Origin of the sequence: Pseudomonas guineae, from assembly GCF_900113745.1 — a bacterium.
In the GTDB taxonomy this organism is placed as follows: domain Bacteria; phylum Pseudomonadota; class Gammaproteobacteria; order Pseudomonadales; family Pseudomonadaceae; genus Aquipseudomonas; species Aquipseudomonas guineae.
The window spans coordinates 1,783,623-1,803,555 of record NZ_FOQL01000001.1 but is presented as its reverse complement, the minus strand read 5'-3'; the positions used below and the strand labels follow the sequence as shown (position 1 = coordinate 1,803,555).

The window sequence follows — 19,933 nt, the reverse complement described above, 5'->3', positions numbered from 1 at the left end:
CCCTTGGCGATTCATGCAGCAGAAGAGTGCCAGCCTATCTAGCCCAGCTTCTCGCTGGCAACGTGCAGACAGACCGTAGCCACACGCATCCATACTCCAAGGCCGATGACAGCATTGACTAAAGCGGTTCCAGGCAGCCCGCCAGCTCGGCCGCAAGGTTCTCCAGCAACGTCTCATAACCCTGTGCATCGACCGCCAAGGCAGCGCCCATGGCATCCATCTCGGCCAGGGTCACCGGCAAACCGGCGCTGAGGGTTTGTGCCAAGCGCGGACGAAACGGCGGCTCGCTGAACACGCAGGTCGGGCCGGCTTGCTGCAGCCGTTTGCGCATGGCGGCAACATGCTGAGCGCCTGGCTGCACTTCACCGAGCACGCTCAATACGCCGGCATGGCTCAGCCCGTAGGCGGCTTCGAAGTAGTCATAGGCCTGGTGAAAAACGAAGTAAGGCTTACCCTTCACGGCGTCTAAACGAGCGCTCAGGCGTTGATCCAGCGCTTCCAATCGGCCGGCAAAGGCTGCGGCATTGGCCTGGTAACGCGCCGCGTTAACGGGATCAGCCAACGCCAGATCAGCCGCCATTTTGTCGGCGATAACACGGGCATTGGCCGGTAGTAGCCACAAGTGCGCATCCAGGCTACCAGGGCGGTGCGCATGATCATGCTCATCGGCGTGATCATCCTTATGCTGCGCCTGACTTTCGCCAAAATGGCGCAGGCTCATCCTTGGCAGATTCTGCACCGCCACGCTGACGCTAACCCGGCCGACCAGCACACGCGGCAGGAAGCTCTCTAGATCAGGGCCAACCCAGTACAGCAGGTCTGCATCGCGCACGCTGCGCACATCAGAGGGGCGTAGCGCGTAATGATGCGGCGACGCACCCGGCGGCAGCAACACCTCTGGCTGGCCCACGCCGTCTTGCACGGCGGCCGCAATCAACTGCAGCGGTTTGATGCTGGTCAGCACGCGCACCTCGGCCTGAGCGACAGCGCTAAGGGAAAAAGTGACGAATAGCAGGCAAGCAGTAGAAAAAAGACGCAACACGGGCAGCACTCATACGGGCGGGAACAGGTAATATAATAACGTCTCTTAACCTATTCGTCGTTGCCCATGACTCAAGCACCCCTGGCCTCACGTCCACACGACCACTCCCATTGCGTCAGCCAAGCGCTGGCCGAGGCAGAAAGCATTTGCACACGCCAGGGCCTGCGCCTGACCGCCTTGCGCAAGCGCGTACTGGAACTGGTCTGGCACAGCCATAAGCCGCTAGGTGCCTATGACATCCTCGGCGTGCTGAGTGAGGAAGACGGTCGCCGCGCGGCGCCGCCAACGGTCTATCGCGCCCTGGATTTTCTTCTGGAAAACGGTTTGGTGCATCGCATCGCGTCGCTTAACGCCTTTATCGGCTGCAGCCATCCGGAGCATCCGCACCAAGGACAGTTCCTGATCTGCCGTGGCTGCAGCGCGGCCATCGAGCTGGAACAAGCGGCGATCAGCGACGCGATTGTCAGCTCCGCGGCGGCAGTCGGCTTCGTTGTAGAAAGCCAAACGGTGGAAGTGGTTGGGCTGTGCGCCGGCTGCCGGGAGCAGGCATGAGCGACGCATTGATTCGCCTCGAAGGCGTAGGCGTGACTTTCGCCGGGCAACACGTGCTGCAGGATGTGCAACTCAGCGTAAAGCCCGGTGAAATCGTCACCCTGATCGGCCCCAACGGTGCCGGCAAAACCACCCTGGTGCGCGCCGTGCTCGGCCTGCTAAAACCCAACAGCGGAAGTGTCTGGCGCAAAGCCAAGCTGCGCATCGGCTATATGCCGCAGAAGCTGCACGTAGATGCCACCTTGCCGCTCTCGGTGCTGCGTTTTCTGCGCTTGGTGCCGGGGGTTGATCGCCCCCGTGCGCAAGCTGCGCTGGCCGAAGTTGGCGCCGAGCAGGTGATTGATAGCCCGCTGCAAAGCATCTCCGGCGGTGAGCTGCAGCGCGTGCTGCTGGCCCGTGCGCTGCTGCGCGAGCCGGAATTGCTGGTATTGGATGAGCCGGTTCAGGGCGTCGATGTCGCCGGCCAGGCCGAGCTGTACCGACTGATCACCCAACTGCGTGATCGCTATGGCTGCGGCGTCTTGATGGTGTCGCATGATCTGCATCTGGTGATGAGCACCACCGACCAAGTGGTGTGCCTGAACCGCCACGTCTGCTGTTCCGGGCACCCAGAACAGGTCAGCTTTGACCCGGCCTTCGTTGAGCTGTTCGGCCAGGACGCCAAGAGCCTGGCGATCTACACCCACCGCCACGACCATGAACACGACCTGCATGGCGCAGTGGTCAGCGACAACACCTCGGGCCTAAGCATCAAAGGTCCGGTTAAACCGCATATCCACGGAGACGACTGCAAGCATGGCTGATTTTCTACTCAATGCCCTGCTCGCCGGCCTTGCTCTGGCGCTGGTTGCCGGACCGCTCGGCTCTTTCGTGGTGTGGCGACGCATGGCCTATTTCGGCGACACCCTTTCTCACGCCGCGCTGCTCGGCGTGGCGCTGGGTCTGATGCTGGATGTCAGCCCAACCTTAGCGGTGACAGTCGGCTGTGTGCTGCTCGCTACCTTACTAGTCACCCTGCAAAGCCGCCAACCGCTGGCCTCCGACACCCTGCTCGGCATCCTCGCCCACAGCACCTTGTCCCTCGGCCTGGTGGTGCTGAGCTTTATGCAGGATGTGCGCATCGATCTGATGGGCTACCTGTTCGGCGACTTACTCGCCGTCGGCCCCACTGACCTGGCCTGGATCATCGGCGGCAGTGCGCTGGTGCTGGTGCTGCTGGCCGTGCTGTGGCGGCCCTTGCTGGCGATTACCGTGCATGAGGAGCTGGCCAAGGTAGAAGGCCTGCCGGTAGCGGCGATCCGCCTAAGCCTGATGTTGCTGATTGCCGTAGTGATTGCCGTGGCGATGAAGATTGTTGGCGTGCTGCTGATCACCTCCTTACTGATCATCCCCGCCGCCGCGGCTCAGCGCCATGCGCGCACCCCCGAACAGATGGCGTTTGGCGCCAGCCTCCTCGGCATAGTCGCAGTCTGTGGCGGCCTGAGCCTGTCGTGGTTCCAGGACACTCCGGCCGGCCCATCGATTGTGGTCACGGCCGCCAGTCTGTTTCTACTGAGCTTTGCCCTGCCTAGACGCACCGGCTGAACTGTTGGTGATGCTACCGAGCGCAGTGTAGACTTGCGCGTTTTTTGCACAATCCGAGACGCGCAGTAATGAAATCGTTCGCTTTCCGTGGCTTTACCCTGATGCTGGTTCTGCTGCTGGCCGGCTGCCAACACGCGCCACAACCGGCCAATCTGCCAGTGGATGATCTGGTCAGCGCTTTTCGCCAACTCGACCAGAGCCTTAACCGTGGTGACTTGAGCAATGCGGAAAGCCAGTTAGTAGACCTGCAGCAACGCGCAGCGGGCGACACGCGCCTGGAGCAGTTCCAACGCCAGCTCGCCGAAGCGCACCTGCAACAAGGGCAAAAAGCCCTGCAAGCCGGTGACCTGGATAATGCCACCAAAGCGCTGAGCCGCGCCCGCAGCCTGATGCCCCAGGCACCGGCACTGACTACCGGTTTGGATGGCGCTATTGCTCAAGCCCGCGCAGCCGAATTGGCCGCCGCCGAGCAACAGCAGCGAGCCAACGCACTCAGTGCAGCACGCGCTGAAGCCGCACGTCTGGAACAAGCCCGTCAGCTGCGCCTGGCCGCCGAGCGTCAAACAGCGGCGAGTCAGGCCAAACAGCTGCCAAGCCCTGCGCCAGCACCAGCCAAGCCCCAAGCCAAGCTGATCGACCCCGCCGCCGCCAGCAGCGTGATCAGCATGCCGATGCTGGACAATCAGGATAATGAACGCCTGCGCAGCCTGCTCGATGCTGTCGCGGCGGATGTTGTGACGTTCCGTTGCGCGGTGCGCATCGAAGTCCGTCAGAGCAAGGACTTTCCCTGGGTCGCCTCCTTGCTCAATGCCCGCATCAAACGGCTGGACCCAAGCTTCAGCCCGCGCATAAGCCAGGTAATCAACCCTGCTCAAGTGCCACAGTTGGTGCTCAGCCCAAAGCGCTAAACCACCGCGCAGCAACAACCGGGCTTGTCCGGTCGCTTGCATGGGCACTGGCTAAACTCTCCCGAGAGCGCGCCTACTAATGCAATTCAGCTATAACCATAGGTCTATAAAGATTTTTGCGACCTAAGCAGTGCCGGGTAGACTAGCCGGCCGTTTATGCCTATCCGGCCACCCTGAAACCCAAAAGGTTTAACGCGTGATCAATTTTTATCAGGTCCACAAGGCGTACCGCGTCAGTGGCCAGGACATCCCTGCTTTGCAGCCGAGCGACCTGCACATCGCCCGTGGCGAAGTGTTTGGCATCATCGGCCACTCCGGCGCCGGCAAAAGCACCCTGCTGCGCCTGATCAACCGCTTGGAAGAACCCTCGGGCGGACGCATCGAAGTCGACGGCGAAGACGTGACCGCCCTTGACGCCAATGGCCTGCGGCGCTTTCGCCAACGCGTCGGAATGATTTTTCAGCACTTCAACCTGCTGTCCTCGAAAACCGTCGCCGACAACGTTGCCATGCCGCTGAAGCTGGCAGGCGAGCTGTCGCGCAGCGCTATCGCTGCCCGCGTCGCCGAGCTGTTGGCTCGGGTGGGCCTGCAGGATCACGCTGACAAATACCCGGCGCAACTCTCCGGCGGGCAGAAACAGCGCGTCGGTATCGCCCGCGCCCTGGCCACCGAGCCGAAAATTCTACTGTGCGATGAAGCCACCAGCGCCCTCGACCCACAAACCACGGCCTCGGTGCTGCAGCTGCTGGCCGAGATCAACCGCGAGTTGAACCTGACCATCGTATTGATTACCCATGAAATGGATGTGATCCGCCGCGTGTGTGACCGCGTAGCAGTGATGGACGCCGGCTCAATAGTCGAATCCGGCACGGTGGCCGAGGTGTTTTTGCACCCGCAACACAGCACTAGCAAACGCTTCGTGCAGGAAGACGAGCAGATTGAAGAAGGCGAACAGCGTGACGATTTCGCCCACGTGCAAGGCCGCATCCTGCGCCTGACCTTCCAAGGCGAAGCCACCTATGCGCCGCTGCTGGGTACCGTCGCCCGCGAAACCGGTGTGGATTACAGCATCCTCGCTGGACGTATCGACCGTATCAAGGACACCCCCTATGGCCAGTTGACCCTGGCTCTGACCGGCGGCGATCTGGACGCCGCGCTGGCGCGCTTTGAAGCCGCCGACGTGCATCTGGAGGTGCTGCGCTAATGGACGCCCTACTCACTCGCCTGCTGCCCAATGTCGATTGGATAGAAATCGGCTACGCCAGCCTGGACACCCTGAGCATGCTCGGTGGCTCCATGCTGTTCACCATAGCGCTGGGCCTGCCGCTGGGCGTGCTGCTGTTTCTCACCAGCCCACGGCAGATGTTCGAACAAAAAGCGCTGTATGGCGTGCTGTCGCTGCTGGTGAATATTCTGCGTTCAGTGCCGTTCGTGATCCTGCTGATCGTGATGATCCCCTTCACGGTGATCGTCACCGGTACCTCGCTGGGCGTTGCCGGCGCCATTCCACCGCTGGTGGTCGGGGCCACGCCGTTCTTCGCGCGCCTGGTGGAAACGGCGCTGCGTGAAGTGGATCGCGGCATTATCGAAGCGACCCAAGCCATGGGCGCGACCACCCGGCAAATCGTCGTCAACGCACTGCTGCCCGAGGCGCTGCCCGGCATTATTGCAGCCGTCACCGTGACCGCGATTACCTTGGTGTCCTACACCGCCATGAGCGGCCTGATTGGCGGCGGCGGCCTGGGTGACCTGGCAGTACGCTATGGCTATCAGCGCTATCAACCGGATGTAATGCTGGTCACCGTGGTGCTACTGCTGGTGCTGGTACAGATTCTACAAACCGTCGGCGACAAGCTGGTGGTGCATTTTTCCAGAAAATAAGCCGCCTTTCGGGCGCACAAGACAGCGGGATAACGGTTACCTGCCGAACTCCGCATCCAACTAACAAGGAGATTTATGATGAAAAAACTGATCGTTGCAATCGCTGCCCTAGCCGCCTTCTCCGCCCAGGCCGAAAGCCTGAGCGTCGCGGCCACCGCCGTACCGCATGCGGAAATCCTCGAATTCGTGAAGCCAGCCCTGGCCAAAGAAGGCGTAGAGCTGAACATCAAGGTCTTCACTGACTACGTACAACCCAACGTGCAGGTCGCCGAAAAGCGCCTGGATGCCAACTTCTTCCAGCACCAGCCGTACCTGGATGAATTCAACAAGAGCCGTGGCACCGAGCTTATCAGTGTTGTCGGTGTGCACGTTGAGCCCTTCGGTGCTTACTCCAGCCAGCACAAAAGCCTGGCCGAGCTGCCGCAAGGTGCCAACGTAGTCATCCCCAATGACGCCACCAACGGCGGCCGTGCCCTGCTGTTGCTGCAGAAGGCTGGGGTCATCACCCTCAAGCCGGAAGCCGGCATCCTCGCCACGCCGAAAGATATCGTCGAGAACCCGAAAGCCATCAAGGTACGTGAGCTGGAAGCGGCTACCCTGCCGCGCGTACTGACTCAGGTTGACCTGGCGCTGATCAACACCAACTACGCCCTGGAAGCCAAGCTCAACCCAACCAAAGATGCCCTGGTCATCGAAGGCAGCGACTCGCCTTACGTTAACCAGCTGGTTGCCCGCGCTGACAACAAAGATAGCGACGCCATGCAGAAGCTGGCCAAGGCGCTGAACAGCGCTGAAGTTAAAGCCTTCATCCTGGAGAAGTACCAGGGCGCCGTAGTACCGGCGTTCTAAGAACCGGCGTTATCTGCTTCATCTGACAAACCCCGCCTCGTGCGGGGTTTGTCGTTTATGAACGGGGCTCACGCAAACTTCGTAGGGTGGGTTAGCGGCGCTGGACCCTGAGCGATCAGGTGCCGCCAACGTGGCGCGCCGCGTAACCCACAAGAAATCTCTCAAGTTGCGGCGGCGCTGGGTTACGGTACAACGGTTCTTGCTGAATGCTGGCTATCGACGGAGTGCGCCTAACCCAGCCTACGAGAAGGTCATTTATGCCTCGGCGGCGGCTTCGCGCAGACAATCCAACAGGCAATCGAGTGCCGGCTGGCGCTGGGCACGGCGCAACACCGCGACCAGCTCACGGTGAAAGGTCAGCTCACCCAGCTCGATCACCCGTAGTTGAGTCGGTCGCTGCAACCACAGCCCTGCGCGCGGAATCAGCGATACGCCAAGGCCGCATTCGACCATGCGTACAATGGCTTCCAACTCATCCAGTTCCAACGCTTCCTGCACCTGCAGATGCTGCTCACGGAGGAACTGGCTAACACGCCGCCCGCCGAATGAACGCCGGTCGTAACGCACAAAGGGCTGTGCAGCGAGTATCTGCAGCGGGCTATCACCGGTCACGCTGAGCGGAGTGATCAAGACAAACGGCTCACAGGTCAGGCTGACTTGCAGCAGTTCCTTAGGCAGATCAAAAGGCGGCTTGATCAGCAGCGCCAGGTCCAGCTCGCCGACATCGACTTGACTCAATAAATTGAGCGATACGCCCGGCACCAGTTTCAGCTCAACCCTTGGCGCCGCCGCGCGGAACGCCGGTAAGGCTTCGGGCAGCAACCCCGTTTGTAACGTGGCAATCGCGCCAATCCTCAGCACGCCCTGCCACTCAGCCACCGCAGTCGGTAGCGCCATCTGCGCATACAGCCCCAACATCTGCTCCGCCAAGGGCAGTGCATGCCGGCCGGCGGCATTCAATACAGCGGAGCGGCCACTGCGATCAAACACGCGCACACCCAAACTTTGCTCCAGCACGCGCATCTGCGCACTCACCGCCGACTGAGTCAGGCCGACCTGCTGCCCCGCTGCGGCGAAGGTGCCATAGCGTGCAACCGCCACAAAGGTTTTCAACTCACGCAGCATCGACGCCTCGACTGATCAATTTTATTCATGTTTGCGCGTAAGAATATGCGCTTTTAATCAGTATCGCTGCTGCTGAGAATTATCAGACTGCTCATCCAAGGAGACTCAACATGGCACTCGCGCCTTTCCACCTGGCTATTCCCGTGTCCGACTTAGCCGCCGCCCGGCATTTCTATGGCGAGGTGTTCGGCTGCGCCGAGGGCCGTAATAGTGAGCATTGGGTCGATTTTGATTTTTTCGGCCACCAACTGGTAATCCATCAGGCGCCGAAGATGGCCTATCAGGAGGCTGCCTATAGCAACCCGGTGGACGGCCATGACGTGCCCGTCCCGCATTTCGGCGTGGTACTCGGCTGGGAGGATTGGCAAATGCTGGCGGCGCGCTTAAAGGCCAAGGGCACGTCGTTCGTGATCGAACCCTATATCCGCTTTGTTGGTCAGCCCGGCGAGCAGGCCACGCTGTTTCTTCTCGACCCCTGTGGCAACGCCCTGGAGTTCAAGGCGTTCAAGGATATCGGCCAGTTGTTTGCCAAATAGCGATTAAGGACGCTCAAACAACGCAGGCAGCTGCGCGGCCAACTTGGTGTTGTTAATAGGTGCACGGATAAAGCCGCGCTGCTTGCCGTCCGGGCCAATCAGCACCAAGTTACCGCTGTGGTCGACGGTGTAGTTTTCCTTGCTGGTGTCTGCCGGAATAAAAGGAATACTCACCGCATTAGCCAGCTTCTGGATAGTGGCCTGCTCGCCAGTCCAGCCAATAAAGCCAGCATCGAAATACTCTAGGTACTTCTTCAACTGCTGCGGGGTGTCGCGATTAGGGTCAACGGTGACTAACACAATACGCAGCTTGCTCAGGGTTTGCGGCGGTAGCTGGCCTTGCAGCTGACGCAGCTGAGCGAGAGTGGCCGGACAAATATCCGGACAGAAGGTGTAACCGAAGAACAGCAGGCTCCATTGGTCCTTGAGTTGATCAATCGCGACTGCCTCGCCGTCCTGATCAGTCAGGCTCAGCGCAGGCAAACTACGGCTTTGCGGCAGCAGTACAATACCGGCATCCAGCAGCGCAGCAGGATCGCCCTGGCCTTGGCTGGTCAGCACCTTATTGACGGTCAAGCCCAATACCAGGGCGATTATGGCTACGAGAACAAAAACGGTGATCTGGGTTCGGGTCATGGCACCAACGATTACAGGTTTAACAACAGAATCTGGTCGTTTAGAAGCGTCGCGAGCAACGGTTACTCGAGATGAAATCAGCCAAGCAAGCGTAGTGTACGAGTTGTAAACGAGCTTTCCAGGGTCGAGTTCAACGCAGCAAAACCGAGCGAAGTAGCTTCTACATGATCAGATAGTGATCGACCAGCAGGGCGATAAACAACGCGAAAAGATACCAGATGCTGTACTTGAAGGTGTTGATCGCCGCGTGCGGTTTGCTGTCACGGTAGAGCACCACGGCCCAGTGCAAAAAACGCCCGCCCAAGATAACTGCACACACCAAATAAAGTAGCCCGCTCATATGAATGGCATAGGGCAGCAAGGTCACGGCAAACATCACTAGGGTGTAAAGCAGAATGTGTACCTTGGTGTAATGCTCGCCATGGGTCACCGGCAGCATGGGGATATCGGCCTTGGCATATTCCTCTTTGCGGTGGATTGCCAGGGCCCAGAAGTGCGGCGGCGTCCAGGCGAAGATGATCAGCACCAGCAGCAGCGGCTCGGCACTGACATGGCCGGTAACCGCGACCCAACCGAGCAGCGGTGGTGCCGCACCGGCCAGGCCACCGATGACGATGTTCTGCGGTGTGGCGCGTTTGAGAAAGCCGGTATATATCACCGCATAGCCGAGCAAGGATGCCAGGGTCAGCCAGGCTGCCAGCTCGTTGGTAAAGGTCAGCAGCAGTGCCATCCCAATCACGGCCAGCAGCAGAGCAAAACCTAAGGCGGCGCTGGGCGAGATACGTCCCGAGGTGACCGGGCGTTTGAGGGTTCGCGCCATAATCGAATCGATGCGTCTATCCACCACGTGGTTGACCGCCGCCGCCGCACCGGCGCACAGGCCGATGCCCAGATTGCCGAAAATCAGCACCTGCCACGCCACACCTGCGCGTGTGGCGAGGAACATGCCGACCAAGGAGGTGATAAGCATCAACACCACCACCCGCGGCTTGGTCAGTTCCAGGTAGTCGCGCCAGCTGGCGTGGGCATGTTGTTCGCGCGCTAGAGTAGCCATACGGTCTCTCCTCGATTGTTGTTATTTGCTCGGCAGCATCGCAAGGTTAGCCTGCGCTTGTGCTGCCGGGGATGCCAGCCATGCCGCGCTGCGCAGCCGATAATTAATCAACACTAGGGTCAGCAGCAGGGCTGCACCGCCAAGGTTATGCGCCACTGCCACCAGCAGCGGTAGATGCAGTAATACGTTGCTGATGCCCAGACTGATCTGAATCGTCAGTGACAGCAGCAGCAGGCCAGTCAGTCGCGACAAGCCATGGCGCTGTAACTGCCAGGCCAGCACCACTAGCACTAGGGTCACCAGCAGTGCGCCGAGGCGGTGGGTCATATGAATGGCGGTGCGCGCATCACTGTCGAGCTGGCCGCCCAAGTAGTTGGGACCGATGTGTTGGGTTAGGTGAAAGCCGTTGGCGAAGTCCATCTGCGGCCACCACTCGCCATGGCAAGTGGGTAAATCAACACAGGCCACTGCTGCGTAATTACTGCTGACCCAGCCGCCTAGGGCGATCTGCCCAATCACCAACAACAGCGCCAGCGCCGCCATGATGCGTAATCGCCTCGGCAGATTGGACAAAGCTACCGCCTTGCCTGATAGCCGCAGCGTCAGAAGGAATAGCAAACTAAGCGTAGCGAAGCCACCTAACAGATGCGCTGTCACCACTTGCGGCCAGAGTTTCAGGGTCACCGTCCACATGCCAAAGGCCGCTTGCACGATCACCAAGCCAAGCAACAGCAGCGGTAGTTTTAGTGGCTGCCCTTGTTCATTGCGACGACGCAGTGCCTGCACCGCCAAACCGAGAATCACCAACCCCAGGCTGCCGGCAAAGTAGCGGTGAATCATCTCGTACCAGCCCTTGGCGACCTCAACGGGTGCTTCGGGAAAGCGCACTTCAGCCAGCGTTTGTTTGTGCTCGCTCATCGGCACGCCGATAAAACCGTAGCAGCCGGGCCAGTCCGGGCAACCCAGCCCCGCGTGAGTCAAACGGGTATAGGCTCCGAGCAGCACCACCACGACCGCCAGTAAAGTGGCGAACAGGGCAAAACGGTAACCAGGCTTGCTCATCATCAGTCCTTAGCCGCAGGTGGCATTAACCAATTTGCGAGATTTTCAGTAGGTGGCGCAGGTCATTGAGAATCGCCTTGCCCTTGCTGGTGGCGTCATAGCGCAGCACCAGGTTGCCACGTGGATCGACGATCCACAGTTGCGCGCCTTCGGCCTTGCCAGCTGTTTTGCCGTAAGCATCAAGCTGAAGCGCATAGCGCGCCAGTTGCGGATACTCACGACGCAGCTGGGCGTCATAGTCTTCCGTCAACGGCTGGGCACTGGCCAACCCATGAGCTGCACGAGCAACATCACGGTTCAAACCAATGTGCACCTGACGGGCGAGAAAAATCAGCTCCTTGCAAGCCGCATCGCAGACCTCAGGCACAGTCACCAGCAGCTGCCAGCGCTCCTCATTGACACCCACTACACCGAGATCAGCGCGAGTTTGCCCGGTGCCGATCAACTCTCCGTGATAGCTGCGAGTTTCCGGTACCCAGAAGCGCCACTGATACATGGCCGTGGCAAGAATCATCGGGCCTATCACGATGGCCAGAATCAGGATCAGCTGCAGACGTCCGCGACGCCTTTGGCTGGGTGATATTTCAGGCAGGGCGATGGCTGGGTTCATGGCGAGTCTCCCGCGCGTTAGATAGGCCTAAATAGATAAACAGACCGAGCAAGGCCGCCGCCAAAGCGAACCATTGCACGGCATAGCCGATGTGTTTGTCCGGGCTCATTGCAACCACCGGCCAGTCGCTCTGGAATGATGCTGGGCCGGGCTCAAGACGAATTTCATAGCTAAGCCCGCCACGTCCCAGCTGCTGCCAAAGATCATCCGGCTTGACCTCGCTAATCAACCGCGGCCAGTCCGGAGAAGGTTGAGCACCTTGCAACTGAAACGCTTCACCCAGCGGCACATACACCCTGGCCTGCAACCTCAGCGGCGTATCTGGGGTGGCAAAGGTGGGGGCAATGCGCCGGTCTGGCCAAGGTAACCAGCCGCGATTGAGCAGCAACCAGAGGCCGCTGGCTTGATCATAAAACGGTTGCAGCACTTCGACGCCAACCTTGCCGCTGCGGGTGCGGTTGTCCAGCAGTAAGGTATGACCCGCGTCGAAGACACCCTGCAAGTGCACGCGCTTGTAAGCGGGGCTGGGATGCTGCTCGAGTTCGTCGATACTAATAGGGGCTGCCAGTTGCTGAGCCTGATGAGCAGCCAGCAATTCGCGCTTCTCCTCAGCGCGCGCCAGTTGCCAGAAACCCAAAGCGATCAGGCAGGGAAGCAACAGCAGCACCATTGCGCTAGGCAGCAAGCCAGGCCGGAAGGCGTTCATACAGGCCTCCCGGAAGCCTTGAGCAAGCTGGCTATACTGCAGCTGAAGCACATTCCCCTTCCCCCGACGTTACCTATGGAAGTACGCATGCTCAAAGCCGCGATCATCCTGTTACTACTGGCCACTCTGGTCAGCCTATTCAGTGGCCTGTTCTTTCTGGTCAGGGACGAAGGTAAGACCTCCCGGGTGGTCAATGCGCTGACTGTGCGCGTGACCCTCACCGCACTGACCGTAGCCCTGATTGCCTGGGGTTTTTACAGCGGCCAACTGGTTTCACATGTCACCTGGTAACCGCCCTACAGCACATAGACGAAGACAAACAGCCCAATCCACACCACATCGACAAAGTGCCAATACCAAGCGGCCGCTTCGAAGCCGAAGTGCTGTTCGGGGCTGAAATGACCGCGCATAACCCTAATCAGCATGATGCTCAGCATCAACGCACCCAATGTCACGTGGGCACCGTGAAACCCAGTGAGCATGAAGAACGTAGCGCCGTAGATACCTGAGCCTAGAGTCAGCCCCAACTCGGTATAGGCATGGATATATTCCTCGACCTGTAACACTAAAAAGGCAATGCCGAGAATCACCGTCAACGCCAGCCATAGGGTGAGCGGCTTGCGGTGATTCTTGCGTAGCGCGTGGTGGGCGAACGTCAGGGTAAAGCTCGAAGTGACCAACAGAATGGTGTTGATCAGTGGCAGGCCCCACGCACTGATGGTGCCACTCGGCGCCGGGAAGAGCTTCGGGTCCGGAGTATTAAGCAACGGCCAGGTGTATTCGAAGCCCGGCCAGAGCATGTTGCTCACCCCTTTGTCACCCTCACCTCCCAGCCATGGCCCGGCCCAGGTGCGCACATAGAACAGCACGCCGAAGAACGCGGCAAAGAACATCACCTCGGAAAAAATAAACCAGCTCATGCCCCAGCGGAACGAGCGATCCATCTGCGGGCTGTACATGCCCGAGCGGCTTTCCTTGATCACACTGCCGAACCAGCCAAACAACATGTAGGCGAGAAAAAGGCCCCCAACAAAGAAGATCAGCAGCCCATTGGAGTCGGCACGATCAGCCTTCATGTCGTTGAACCAGGTGCCTACGCCATAGACCGAAAACAGCATGCCAAGGGTGGCGATAATCGGCCACTTACTTTGGGCCGGGACGTAATAGCTTTCGTACGCTTCTTGACTCGACATTTATTGCTCTCCTTATGGAGCCGCCCGGGTGAGGGTCGCTTGCGCCACCGGCGGCTTGCGCGCAGTGACATCAAATAAGGTGTAGGCCAGGGTTAGGTGGCGAACATCTGCCGGTAAGTCTCTATCGATGATAAAGCGCACCGGCATTTCGATGCGCTCGCCGGGTTGCAGTACCTGCTGGGTAAAGCAAAAGCACTCAGTCTTGTGAAAGTAAGCGGCCGCCTTGGACGGTGCCACGCTGGGGATCGCCTGAGCGGTCATGGGTTTGTCCGTGGGGTTGTAGGCAACAAACAGCATTTGCGTACTGTCACCCGGGTGCACCACCACCTCGTCAGCTTGGGGACCAAACTCCCACACCATATCGGCGGCATTGGTGGCGAGAAACTGCACACGCACCTGGCGCTGCTCGTCCACCGCCTGCTGGCCCTCATAAACACCGGCGGTTTTACCATTGATGCCGAATGCCTGGCACATCACGTCATAGATCGGTACCAGAGCAAAACCGAAGCCGAACATAGCCACCACCACCAGACACAGGCGAACAACCAGACGGCGGGTCAGACGCTCCTCAGTCATGAGCCAGACCTTTGCGATGCTCGTGTTCGCCACTCATATCCGGCGGAGTCTGGAAGGTGTGGTAGGGCGCCGGTGAGGGTATTGTCCATTCCAGCCCTTCAGCCCCATCCCAGGGTTTGGCCGGTGCAGCTTTGCCACCACGAATGCACTTGATGACAATAAACAGGAACAACAGCTGGGTCGCACCGAACATAAAGGCGCCAATGCTCGAGACCATGTTGAAGTTGGCAAACATCATGTTGTAGTCGGGAATCCGTCGCGGCATGCCGGCAAGGCCGACGAAGTGCATCGGGAAGAACGCCATGTTCATGCCGATAAAACTCATCCAGAAATGCAGCTTGCCGAGGGTCTCGTCATACATATGCCCGGTCCACTTCGGCAGCCAGTAGTAGGCCGAAGCAAAGATGCCAAAGATCGCCCCAGGCACCAGCACGTAGTGGAAGTGCGCCACCACAAAGTAGGTGTCGTGGTACTGGAAGTCCGCCGGTGCAATGGCCAGCATCAGCCCGGAGAAACCACCGATGGTGAATAGGATGACGAACGCCACAGCGAATAGCATGGGCGTCTCGAAGGTCATCGAACCCCGCCACATGGTACTCGCCCAGTTGAACACCTTGACCCCGGTGGGCACGGCGATCAGCAAGGTGGCGTACATAAAGAACAGCTCGCCAGTGAGGGGAATCCCCACCGTGAACATGTGATGCGCCCAGACGATAAACGACAGGAAGGCAATCGAAGCCGTGGCGTAGACCATCGAGGTATAACCAAACAGCGGCTTGCGGGCGAACGCTGGAATGATTGCACTGACCGCGCCGAATGCCGGCAGGATCATGATGTACACCTCGGGGTGACCGAAGAACCAGAACACATGCTGGAACAACACCGGATCACCGCCACCGGCGGCGCTGAAGAAGCTGGTGCCAAAGTGGATATCCATCAACATCATGGTCACCACCCCAGCCAGTACCGGCATCACAGCAATCAGTAAAAATGCAGTAATCAGCCAGGTCCAGACGAACAAGGGCATCTTCATCAACGTCATGCCGGGGGCGCGCAGGTTAAGAATGGTGGCGATCACGTTGATCGCACCCATGATCGAACTGAAGCCCATTAGGTGAATGGCGAAGATAAAGAAGGTCACCGACTCCGGTGCATAAGTGGTCGACAGCGGCGCATAGAAGGTCCAACCGAAGTTTGGCCCACCGCCCTCCATAAACAGCGTGCTGACCAGCATGCTGAACGCCGCTGGTAGCAGCCAGAAGCTGAAGTTGTTCATCCGCGGCAGGGCCATGTCCGGCGCGCCGATCATCAGCGGAATCATCCAATTGGCAAGGCCAACAAAGGCCGGCATCACCGCACCAAAAACCATAATCAAGCCGTGCATGGTGGTCATTTGATTGAAGAACTCCGGCTGCACAATCTGCAGGCCCGGCTGGAACAACTCGGCACGTATCACCATGGCCATGCTGCCGCCCAGCAGGAACATAGCGAAGCTGAACCACAGGTACATGGTGCCGATGTCTTTATGGTTGGTGGTTAACACCCAGCGCATCAGGCCTTTGGCCGGGCCGTGGTGATGGTCATGTCCGGCATGACCGTGGCCAGCGTGGCCCGGATCGATCACTGCACTCATGTCCTTACTCCTGAGCCTGTTTGAACGCGAGGATGTCTTTCGGCGTAACCATGTCACCTACCGCATTGCCCCAGGCATTGCGCTCGTAAGTGATGATGGCGGCGATATCCACCTCCGAGAGTTGCTTACCAAAGGCAGCCATTGAGGTGCCTGGCTTGCCGTTGACCACGATGCCGATATGACCCGCAGCCGGACCGGTGGCAATAGCCGAGCCTTTCAGTGATGGGAACATCGGCGGCAGGCCTTCGCCATTCGCCTGGTGACAGGCCACGCAGGCCGTGTTGTAAGCCTTCTCACCGCGCACCATAAGCTCATCCAGGGTCCATTCCTTACTGGTCAGCTCCTTCTCGGCCATCGCCAATTGTTTGCGCTCGGCCAACCAGGCGGCATAGTCCTGTTTCGACTTAGCTTCGACCACGACGGGCATAAAGCCATGATCCTTGCCGCACAGTTCAGTGCATTGGCCGCGGTAAATACCGGGCTCATCGATACGGGTCCAAGACTCGTTAACAAAGCCGGGGATGGCATCCTTTTTTACGGCTAGCGCCGGCACCCACCACGAGTGGATGACATCAGCAGAGGTAATCAGGAAGCGCACTTTAGTACCGACCGGCACCACCAATGGCTCATCAACCTCAAGCAGGTAATGCTCGCCCTTAGGCGATTTGTTGTTGATTTGATCTCGGGGGGTGGTCAAGTTGCTGAAGAACTCGACGTCTTCACCCAGGTATTTGTAGTGCCATTTCCACTGGTAACCGGTGACCTGGATATCCAGCTCTGACTCACTGGAGTCGTAGATTTCAATCAGCGTCTTAGTCGCGGGAATGGCCATAAGCACCAGAATCACTAGCGGTACGACTGTCCAGAGAATCTCGACTGTGGTGCTTTCGTGGAAGTGCGCTGGTTCATGACCGGTAGAGCGGCGGTGGACGAGCATCGACCAGAACATGGCACCGAACACGATCACGCCAATGACGACGCAGATCCAGAAAATGGTCATGTGTAAGTCAAATACTGAGCGGCTGACCTCGGTGGCTCCGGGCGTCATATTGATGCCCCAGCTGGCGTGTGCCGAGCTGAATACCAACCACAACAGGAGGCCCATCCAGACTCGTGGATGTCGCATCATTGCGGGTTCCCCTTAATTGTTCTTGTTATCCCGCCGAATCGATCAGCGACTGAGCCTTCACACATGCGAACATGCTTATGAGGGCTTTCCGTGCCGCCGCTGATTCGGAGTTATCAGGTACTGCCTTTCGAGTTCGAGTATAGACAGGGACTTGCACCTGGCAACGCGAAAGCCGAAATGAGTAGCGCACTGCAAGGCACGCGCTAAAGGCTGCAACTGGCGCGGGACAGGCCGTGATGGAGACAGCCACATATAACCGACTCGCATAACTGTTTAAAAATTATGACAATTAGGTCTTAGCAGATGCGCTACGCCAGCTAAGGTTTTCGCCCATGTCCTCATCTCAGGAACAGTCATGAACATCGCAGCCTTGCACGCACTGATTCAGCGCGCGCACCAACATGAAGTCAGTACGGGTCATCTGGCCAGTCAAATGCAGGCTCACCTGGGGCAATTGCATGCCTCCATCCGTCTGCCCAGTGAAGATACTCAGGGTGTGCTGCAGCGTTTTGTCAGCGCTTATATAGAGCAGGTACCCGAACTGTTGCAGGCGGCCAATCAGGTCGCCCAGGAAGCAGGAATCGAGGCGCAGATCAAACCGGTGCTCAAGGTTGCCGAGCAGTTCTTTCTGCAACCGCCAGCGCTGATGGCCGGCCATGAAGGACTTGAGGGGTTGCTCGATGAGGCCTACTTGGCCCACCGTTTGGTCGAAGAAGTGAATGATCGCTATATCACTCACCTTGGCGCTCCGTTGATTCCGCTGGATACCACGGTGGCCAATTTGATCGTTCACCAACTGATCGGCGAACCCTTTGCCAATCAGTTGGATGAAGCGGTGCAGCATGCCGTCGACGGCATGCTCGATGATGCCAGCTTTGCTCAGGAGTCAGTACAGGCTTACCGAGAGCGCCTACAAAGCCCGCAGACCGACGCCGCCTGGCAACGCTGGCCGTGCTTATCGCGTCAGCTCGGGGTTGAGCTGCAACTGGATGAAACCCGCGCCGCTGGTTAGTGACGCGTAATCTGTTCGTGCTCGCGCGATTGTCGACTAGCTCGGTAAATAGCGCGGGCGCGGTGTGGCCATTGGCAACGGGCCGTCGCCGATCAAGCGAAACTCGCCCTTCTCCGCGTCGTAGGCTTTGATCTCGCTGGTTTCGATGTCGTACACCCAGCCGTGGATAAACACCTGGCCACAGGCCATGCGAGAGGCCACCGAGGGGTGGGTGCGCAGGTGATCGAGCTGGGCGACCACGTTCTCCTCGGTGAGGATGCCCAATGTATTGTGATCGGCGCAGCCGCAGTTGTCCGCGACCACCGTTTTGGCTACTTCAGCATGGCGCAACCAGGCTTTTACCGTGGGCATGCGTTCCAAGTCAGCAGGGTTAAGCACCGCCTTCATCGCACCACAATCGGAATGCCCGCAGATGATGATGTGCTGCACGCCAAGCGCCATCACCGCGTACTCGATTGCCGTAGAAACTCCGCCCATCATCTGCCCATAGGGTGGCACCACATTACCGACGTTACGGATGACGAACAGATCGCCCGGCGAACTTTGGGTGATCAACTCGGGCACCACCCGCGAGTCGGCGCAGGTGATAAACATCGCGCGCGGGTTTTGCGCAGTGGCCAGCTTCTTGAACAGCTCCTCCTGCTGCGGGAAGACCTCGCAGCGAAAGCGTTTGAAGCCATCCACGATGCTTTGCAGTGCCTCCTCAGCACTTTCGTTGCCTGTGCGGCCCTGCAACGGGATCAACTGATGCTTGTATGGCATGTTTACGACCTTTGTGAACCTGAAAAAACGCTGCTAAAACGACAGTTACGAGCGCTCGCGAGTCACATGCTAAGTTTATTGCTGGTTACTGACACGCAAGCGCTCACGACTGTCCTCGCGCCACCTGTGCTAACCGGCCACCAGCATTAATAACAGCGGTAGGCTGGCCGCCGCTAATAGGGTTTGTAGGGTGATGATACCTGCCATTAACTGACTGTCACCGCCTAGCTGGCGGGTCAGCACATAGGCCGTCGGGGCGGTCGGTAAGGCAAAGAACAGCACCAGCACAGTGCTTTCCATGGCCGGCAGCTCTAGGCCATAAGCTACGGCCCAGGCCAGCGACGGCATGGCTAACAAACGCAGCAAACTGTTGCCAACCAGGGCGGGAACTTCGCCGCCGAGCTGCTCGGGCTTCAACGCCGCGCCAACGCATAGCAGGCCTAGTGGCAAGCTGGCAGCCGCCAACAAACTGAGCAGGCGATCACTGCCGCCCGGTAAACCTAGACCACTGAGGTTAACCAGCGCACCACCCAAGCAGGCGAGAATCAGCGGGTTTTTCAGTATCGGCAGCAACAAGCTGCGCACACTGACGCCGCGCTCAGCAGTAAGCGACCAGACAGATAGCACATTGACCGTTGGCACCATCAGGGCAAGCATCAAGGCAGCCAGAGTCAAACCCGGCTGACCAAACAGGCTGCCGACGGCGGCCAATCCGAGGTAGGTGTTGAAGCGCAGAATACCCTGGGCAAAGGCCCCAAAGCGCCCTGCCGGCCAGCCGCGCAGGCGACGCACCAGCAACAGCGCCAGCCAGGCACTAGCCAGTGCCAACATCACCGCCAACGCCAGCCGCGGCAACGCCGGGTTATCCAGCGGTGCGGTGGCCAGGCTGCTGAACAGCAACGCCGGGAACAGCATGTAGTAATTCAGCCGCTCGGCGCCGGGCCAGAACGCCTCATTAGGGAACGCCAAGCGACGCAGGTAGTAACCAGCAACGATCAGCGCAAACAGCGGCCACAAGGCCAATAACAACTCCAGCACGGCAACCTCCAGCCACAGCCAAGCGGTCATCTTGGGCAGCCGCAT

The 19,933-nt window shown here is 59.0% G+C and carries 23 protein-coding genes; 10 read left to right on the top strand and 13 right to left on the bottom strand.

What is annotated here, in order from left to right:
• Nucleotides 1–118: 118 nt before the first annotated feature.
• The gene (locus BMZ32_RS08160) at nucleotides 119–1,042 is read right to left on the bottom strand and encodes a zinc ABC transporter substrate-binding protein (RefSeq protein ID WP_090241210.1); all 924 of its coding nucleotides are present in this window, start codon (nucleotides 1,040–1,042) and stop codon (nucleotides 119–121) included.
• A gap of 66 nt (nucleotides 1,043–1,108) precedes the next feature.
• Here BMZ32_RS08160 and BMZ32_RS08155 point away from each other — a divergent pair, with 66 nt between their 5' ends.
• The 7 genes from BMZ32_RS08155 (at nucleotide 1,109) to BMZ32_RS08125 (ending at nucleotide 6,816) form a co-directional block, all read left to right on the top strand.
• On the top strand, nucleotides 1,109–1,594 hold the full coding sequence (locus BMZ32_RS08155) for a Fur family transcriptional regulator (RefSeq protein ID WP_090241208.1): 486 nt from the start codon (nucleotides 1,109–1,111) through the stop codon (nucleotides 1,592–1,594).
• Nucleotides 1,591–2,397 (top strand): zinc ABC transporter ATP-binding protein ZnuC, encoded by an 807-nt coding sequence (gene znuC / locus BMZ32_RS08150; RefSeq protein ID WP_090241206.1) that lies wholly within the window; start codon nucleotides 1,591–1,593, stop codon nucleotides 2,395–2,397. Before BMZ32_RS08155 ends, znuC begins: the two co-directional genes overlap by 4 nt.
• A complete protein-coding gene (znuB, locus tag BMZ32_RS08145; protein WP_090241205.1) occupies nucleotides 2,390–3,178 on the top strand; it encodes a zinc ABC transporter permease subunit ZnuB in 789 nt (262 codons plus the stop codon). The genes znuC and znuB overlap by 8 nt, the downstream gene beginning before the upstream one ends.
• Nucleotides 3,179–3,246: 68 nt before the next feature.
• A complete protein-coding gene (locus BMZ32_RS08140; protein WP_090241204.1) occupies nucleotides 3,247–4,086 on the top strand; it encodes a PA5502 family lipoprotein in 840 nt (279 codons plus the stop codon).
• Between the two features lie 196 nt (nucleotides 4,087–4,282).
• On the top strand, nucleotides 4,283–5,290 hold the full coding sequence (locus BMZ32_RS08135) for a methionine ABC transporter ATP-binding protein (protein ID WP_090241203.1): 1,008 nt from the start codon (nucleotides 4,283–4,285) through the stop codon (nucleotides 5,288–5,290).
• Entirely contained in the window at nucleotides 5,290–5,967 is a 678-nt protein-coding gene (locus BMZ32_RS08130) for a methionine ABC transporter permease (protein WP_090241202.1), read from the top strand. The genes BMZ32_RS08135 and BMZ32_RS08130 overlap by 1 nt, the downstream gene beginning before the upstream one ends.
• 78 nt (nucleotides 5,968–6,045) lie before the next feature.
• A complete protein-coding gene (locus BMZ32_RS08125; RefSeq protein WP_090241200.1) occupies nucleotides 6,046–6,816 on the top strand; it encodes a MetQ/NlpA family ABC transporter substrate-binding protein in 771 nt (256 codons plus the stop codon).
• Nucleotides 6,817–7,071: 255 nt separating this feature from the next.
• Here BMZ32_RS08125 and BMZ32_RS08120 read toward each other — a convergent pair whose 3' ends face one another.
• On the bottom strand, nucleotides 7,072–7,941 hold the full coding sequence (locus tag BMZ32_RS08120; protein ID WP_090241198.1) for a LysR family transcriptional regulator: 870 nt from the start codon (nucleotides 7,939–7,941) through the stop codon (nucleotides 7,072–7,074).
• Nucleotides 7,942–8,051: 110 nt separating this feature from the next.
• On the opposite strand from BMZ32_RS08120, the gene BMZ32_RS08115 reads away from it, so the two are divergent.
• Nucleotides 8,052–8,477, top strand: coding sequence for a VOC family protein (locus tag BMZ32_RS08115; protein WP_090241197.1), 426 nt, complete (start codon nucleotides 8,052–8,054; stop codon nucleotides 8,475–8,477).
• Nucleotides 8,478–8,480: 3 nt separating this feature from the next.
• On the opposite strand, the gene BMZ32_RS08110 is transcribed toward BMZ32_RS08115, so the two are convergent.
• From BMZ32_RS08110 to BMZ32_RS08090, 5 genes are all read right to left on the bottom strand, one after another.
• Nucleotides 8,481–9,113: an SCO family protein gene (locus tag BMZ32_RS08110; RefSeq protein ID WP_090241195.1), complete on the bottom strand. Its 633-nt coding sequence runs from the start codon at nucleotides 9,111–9,113 to the stop codon at nucleotides 8,481–8,483.
• A 160-nt stretch (nucleotides 9,114–9,273) separates the two neighbouring features.
• Complete coding sequence (cyoE, locus tag BMZ32_RS08105; RefSeq protein ID WP_090241193.1) at nucleotides 9,274–10,167, bottom strand: heme o synthase; 894 nt, start codon at nucleotides 10,165–10,167, stop codon at nucleotides 9,274–9,276.
• A gap of 21 nt (nucleotides 10,168–10,188) precedes the next feature.
• Entirely contained in the window at nucleotides 10,189–11,229 is a 1,041-nt protein-coding gene (locus BMZ32_RS08100; RefSeq protein ID WP_090241191.1) for a COX15/CtaA family protein, read from the bottom strand.
• Between the two features lie 25 nt (nucleotides 11,230–11,254).
• Complete coding sequence (locus tag BMZ32_RS08095) at nucleotides 11,255–11,839, bottom strand: hypothetical protein (protein WP_090241189.1); 585 nt, start codon at nucleotides 11,837–11,839, stop codon at nucleotides 11,255–11,257.
• Nucleotides 11,814–12,545 carry an SURF1 family protein gene (locus BMZ32_RS08090; RefSeq protein ID WP_090241187.1) on the bottom strand — a complete coding sequence of 244 codons (732 nt, stop codon included), beginning with the start codon at nucleotides 12,543–12,545 and terminating at the stop codon, nucleotides 11,814–11,816. The genes BMZ32_RS08095 and BMZ32_RS08090 overlap by 26 nt, the downstream gene beginning before the upstream one ends.
• Nucleotides 12,546–12,632: 87 nt before the next feature.
• Here BMZ32_RS08090 and BMZ32_RS08085 point away from each other — a divergent pair, with 87 nt between their 5' ends.
• Complete coding sequence (locus BMZ32_RS08085) at nucleotides 12,633–12,836, top strand: twin transmembrane helix small protein (RefSeq protein WP_090241185.1); 204 nt, start codon at nucleotides 12,633–12,635, stop codon at nucleotides 12,834–12,836.
• Nucleotides 12,837–12,841: 5 nt separating this feature from the next.
• Here the strand turns inward: BMZ32_RS08085 and BMZ32_RS08080 are convergent, their stop codons facing one another.
• The 4 genes from BMZ32_RS08080 to coxB are packed head-to-tail and all read right to left on the bottom strand — an operon-like array spanning nucleotide 12,842 to nucleotide 17,076.
• Complete coding sequence (locus BMZ32_RS08080) at nucleotides 12,842–13,738, bottom strand: cytochrome c oxidase subunit 3 (protein ID WP_090241183.1); 897 nt, start codon at nucleotides 13,736–13,738, stop codon at nucleotides 12,842–12,844.
• A 12-nt stretch (nucleotides 13,739–13,750) separates the two neighbouring features.
• Entirely contained in the window at nucleotides 13,751–14,314 is a 564-nt protein-coding gene (locus BMZ32_RS08075; RefSeq protein ID WP_090241181.1) for a cytochrome c oxidase assembly protein, read from the bottom strand.
• Nucleotides 14,307–15,947: a cytochrome c oxidase subunit I gene (ctaD, locus tag BMZ32_RS08070; RefSeq protein ID WP_090241179.1), complete on the bottom strand. Its 1,641-nt coding sequence runs from the start codon at nucleotides 15,945–15,947 to the stop codon at nucleotides 14,307–14,309. The genes BMZ32_RS08075 and ctaD overlap by 8 nt, the downstream gene beginning before the upstream one ends.
• Before the next feature lie 4 nt (nucleotides 15,948–15,951).
• Nucleotides 15,952–17,076 (bottom strand): cytochrome c oxidase subunit II, encoded by a 1,125-nt coding sequence (gene coxB, locus BMZ32_RS08065; RefSeq protein WP_090241177.1) that lies wholly within the window; start codon nucleotides 17,074–17,076, stop codon nucleotides 15,952–15,954.
• Nucleotides 17,077–17,431: 355 nt separating this feature from the next.
• Here coxB and BMZ32_RS08060 point away from each other — a divergent pair, with 355 nt between their 5' ends.
• The gene (locus BMZ32_RS08060; RefSeq protein WP_090241175.1) at nucleotides 17,432–18,088 is read left to right on the top strand and encodes a hypothetical protein; all 657 of its coding nucleotides are present in this window, start codon (nucleotides 17,432–17,434) and stop codon (nucleotides 18,086–18,088) included.
• A gap of 36 nt (nucleotides 18,089–18,124) precedes the next feature.
• Here BMZ32_RS08060 and BMZ32_RS08055 read toward each other — a convergent pair whose 3' ends face one another.
• Nucleotides 18,125–18,850 carry a carbonic anhydrase gene (locus BMZ32_RS08055; RefSeq protein WP_090241173.1) on the bottom strand — a complete coding sequence of 242 codons (726 nt, stop codon included), beginning with the start codon at nucleotides 18,848–18,850 and terminating at the stop codon, nucleotides 18,125–18,127.
• A 129-nt stretch (nucleotides 18,851–18,979) separates the two neighbouring features.
• Nucleotides 18,980–19,918, bottom strand: coding sequence for an AEC family transporter (locus tag BMZ32_RS08050; protein ID WP_167376728.1), 939 nt, complete (start codon nucleotides 19,916–19,918; stop codon nucleotides 18,980–18,982).
• Nucleotides 19,919–19,933 lie beyond the last annotated feature (15 nt).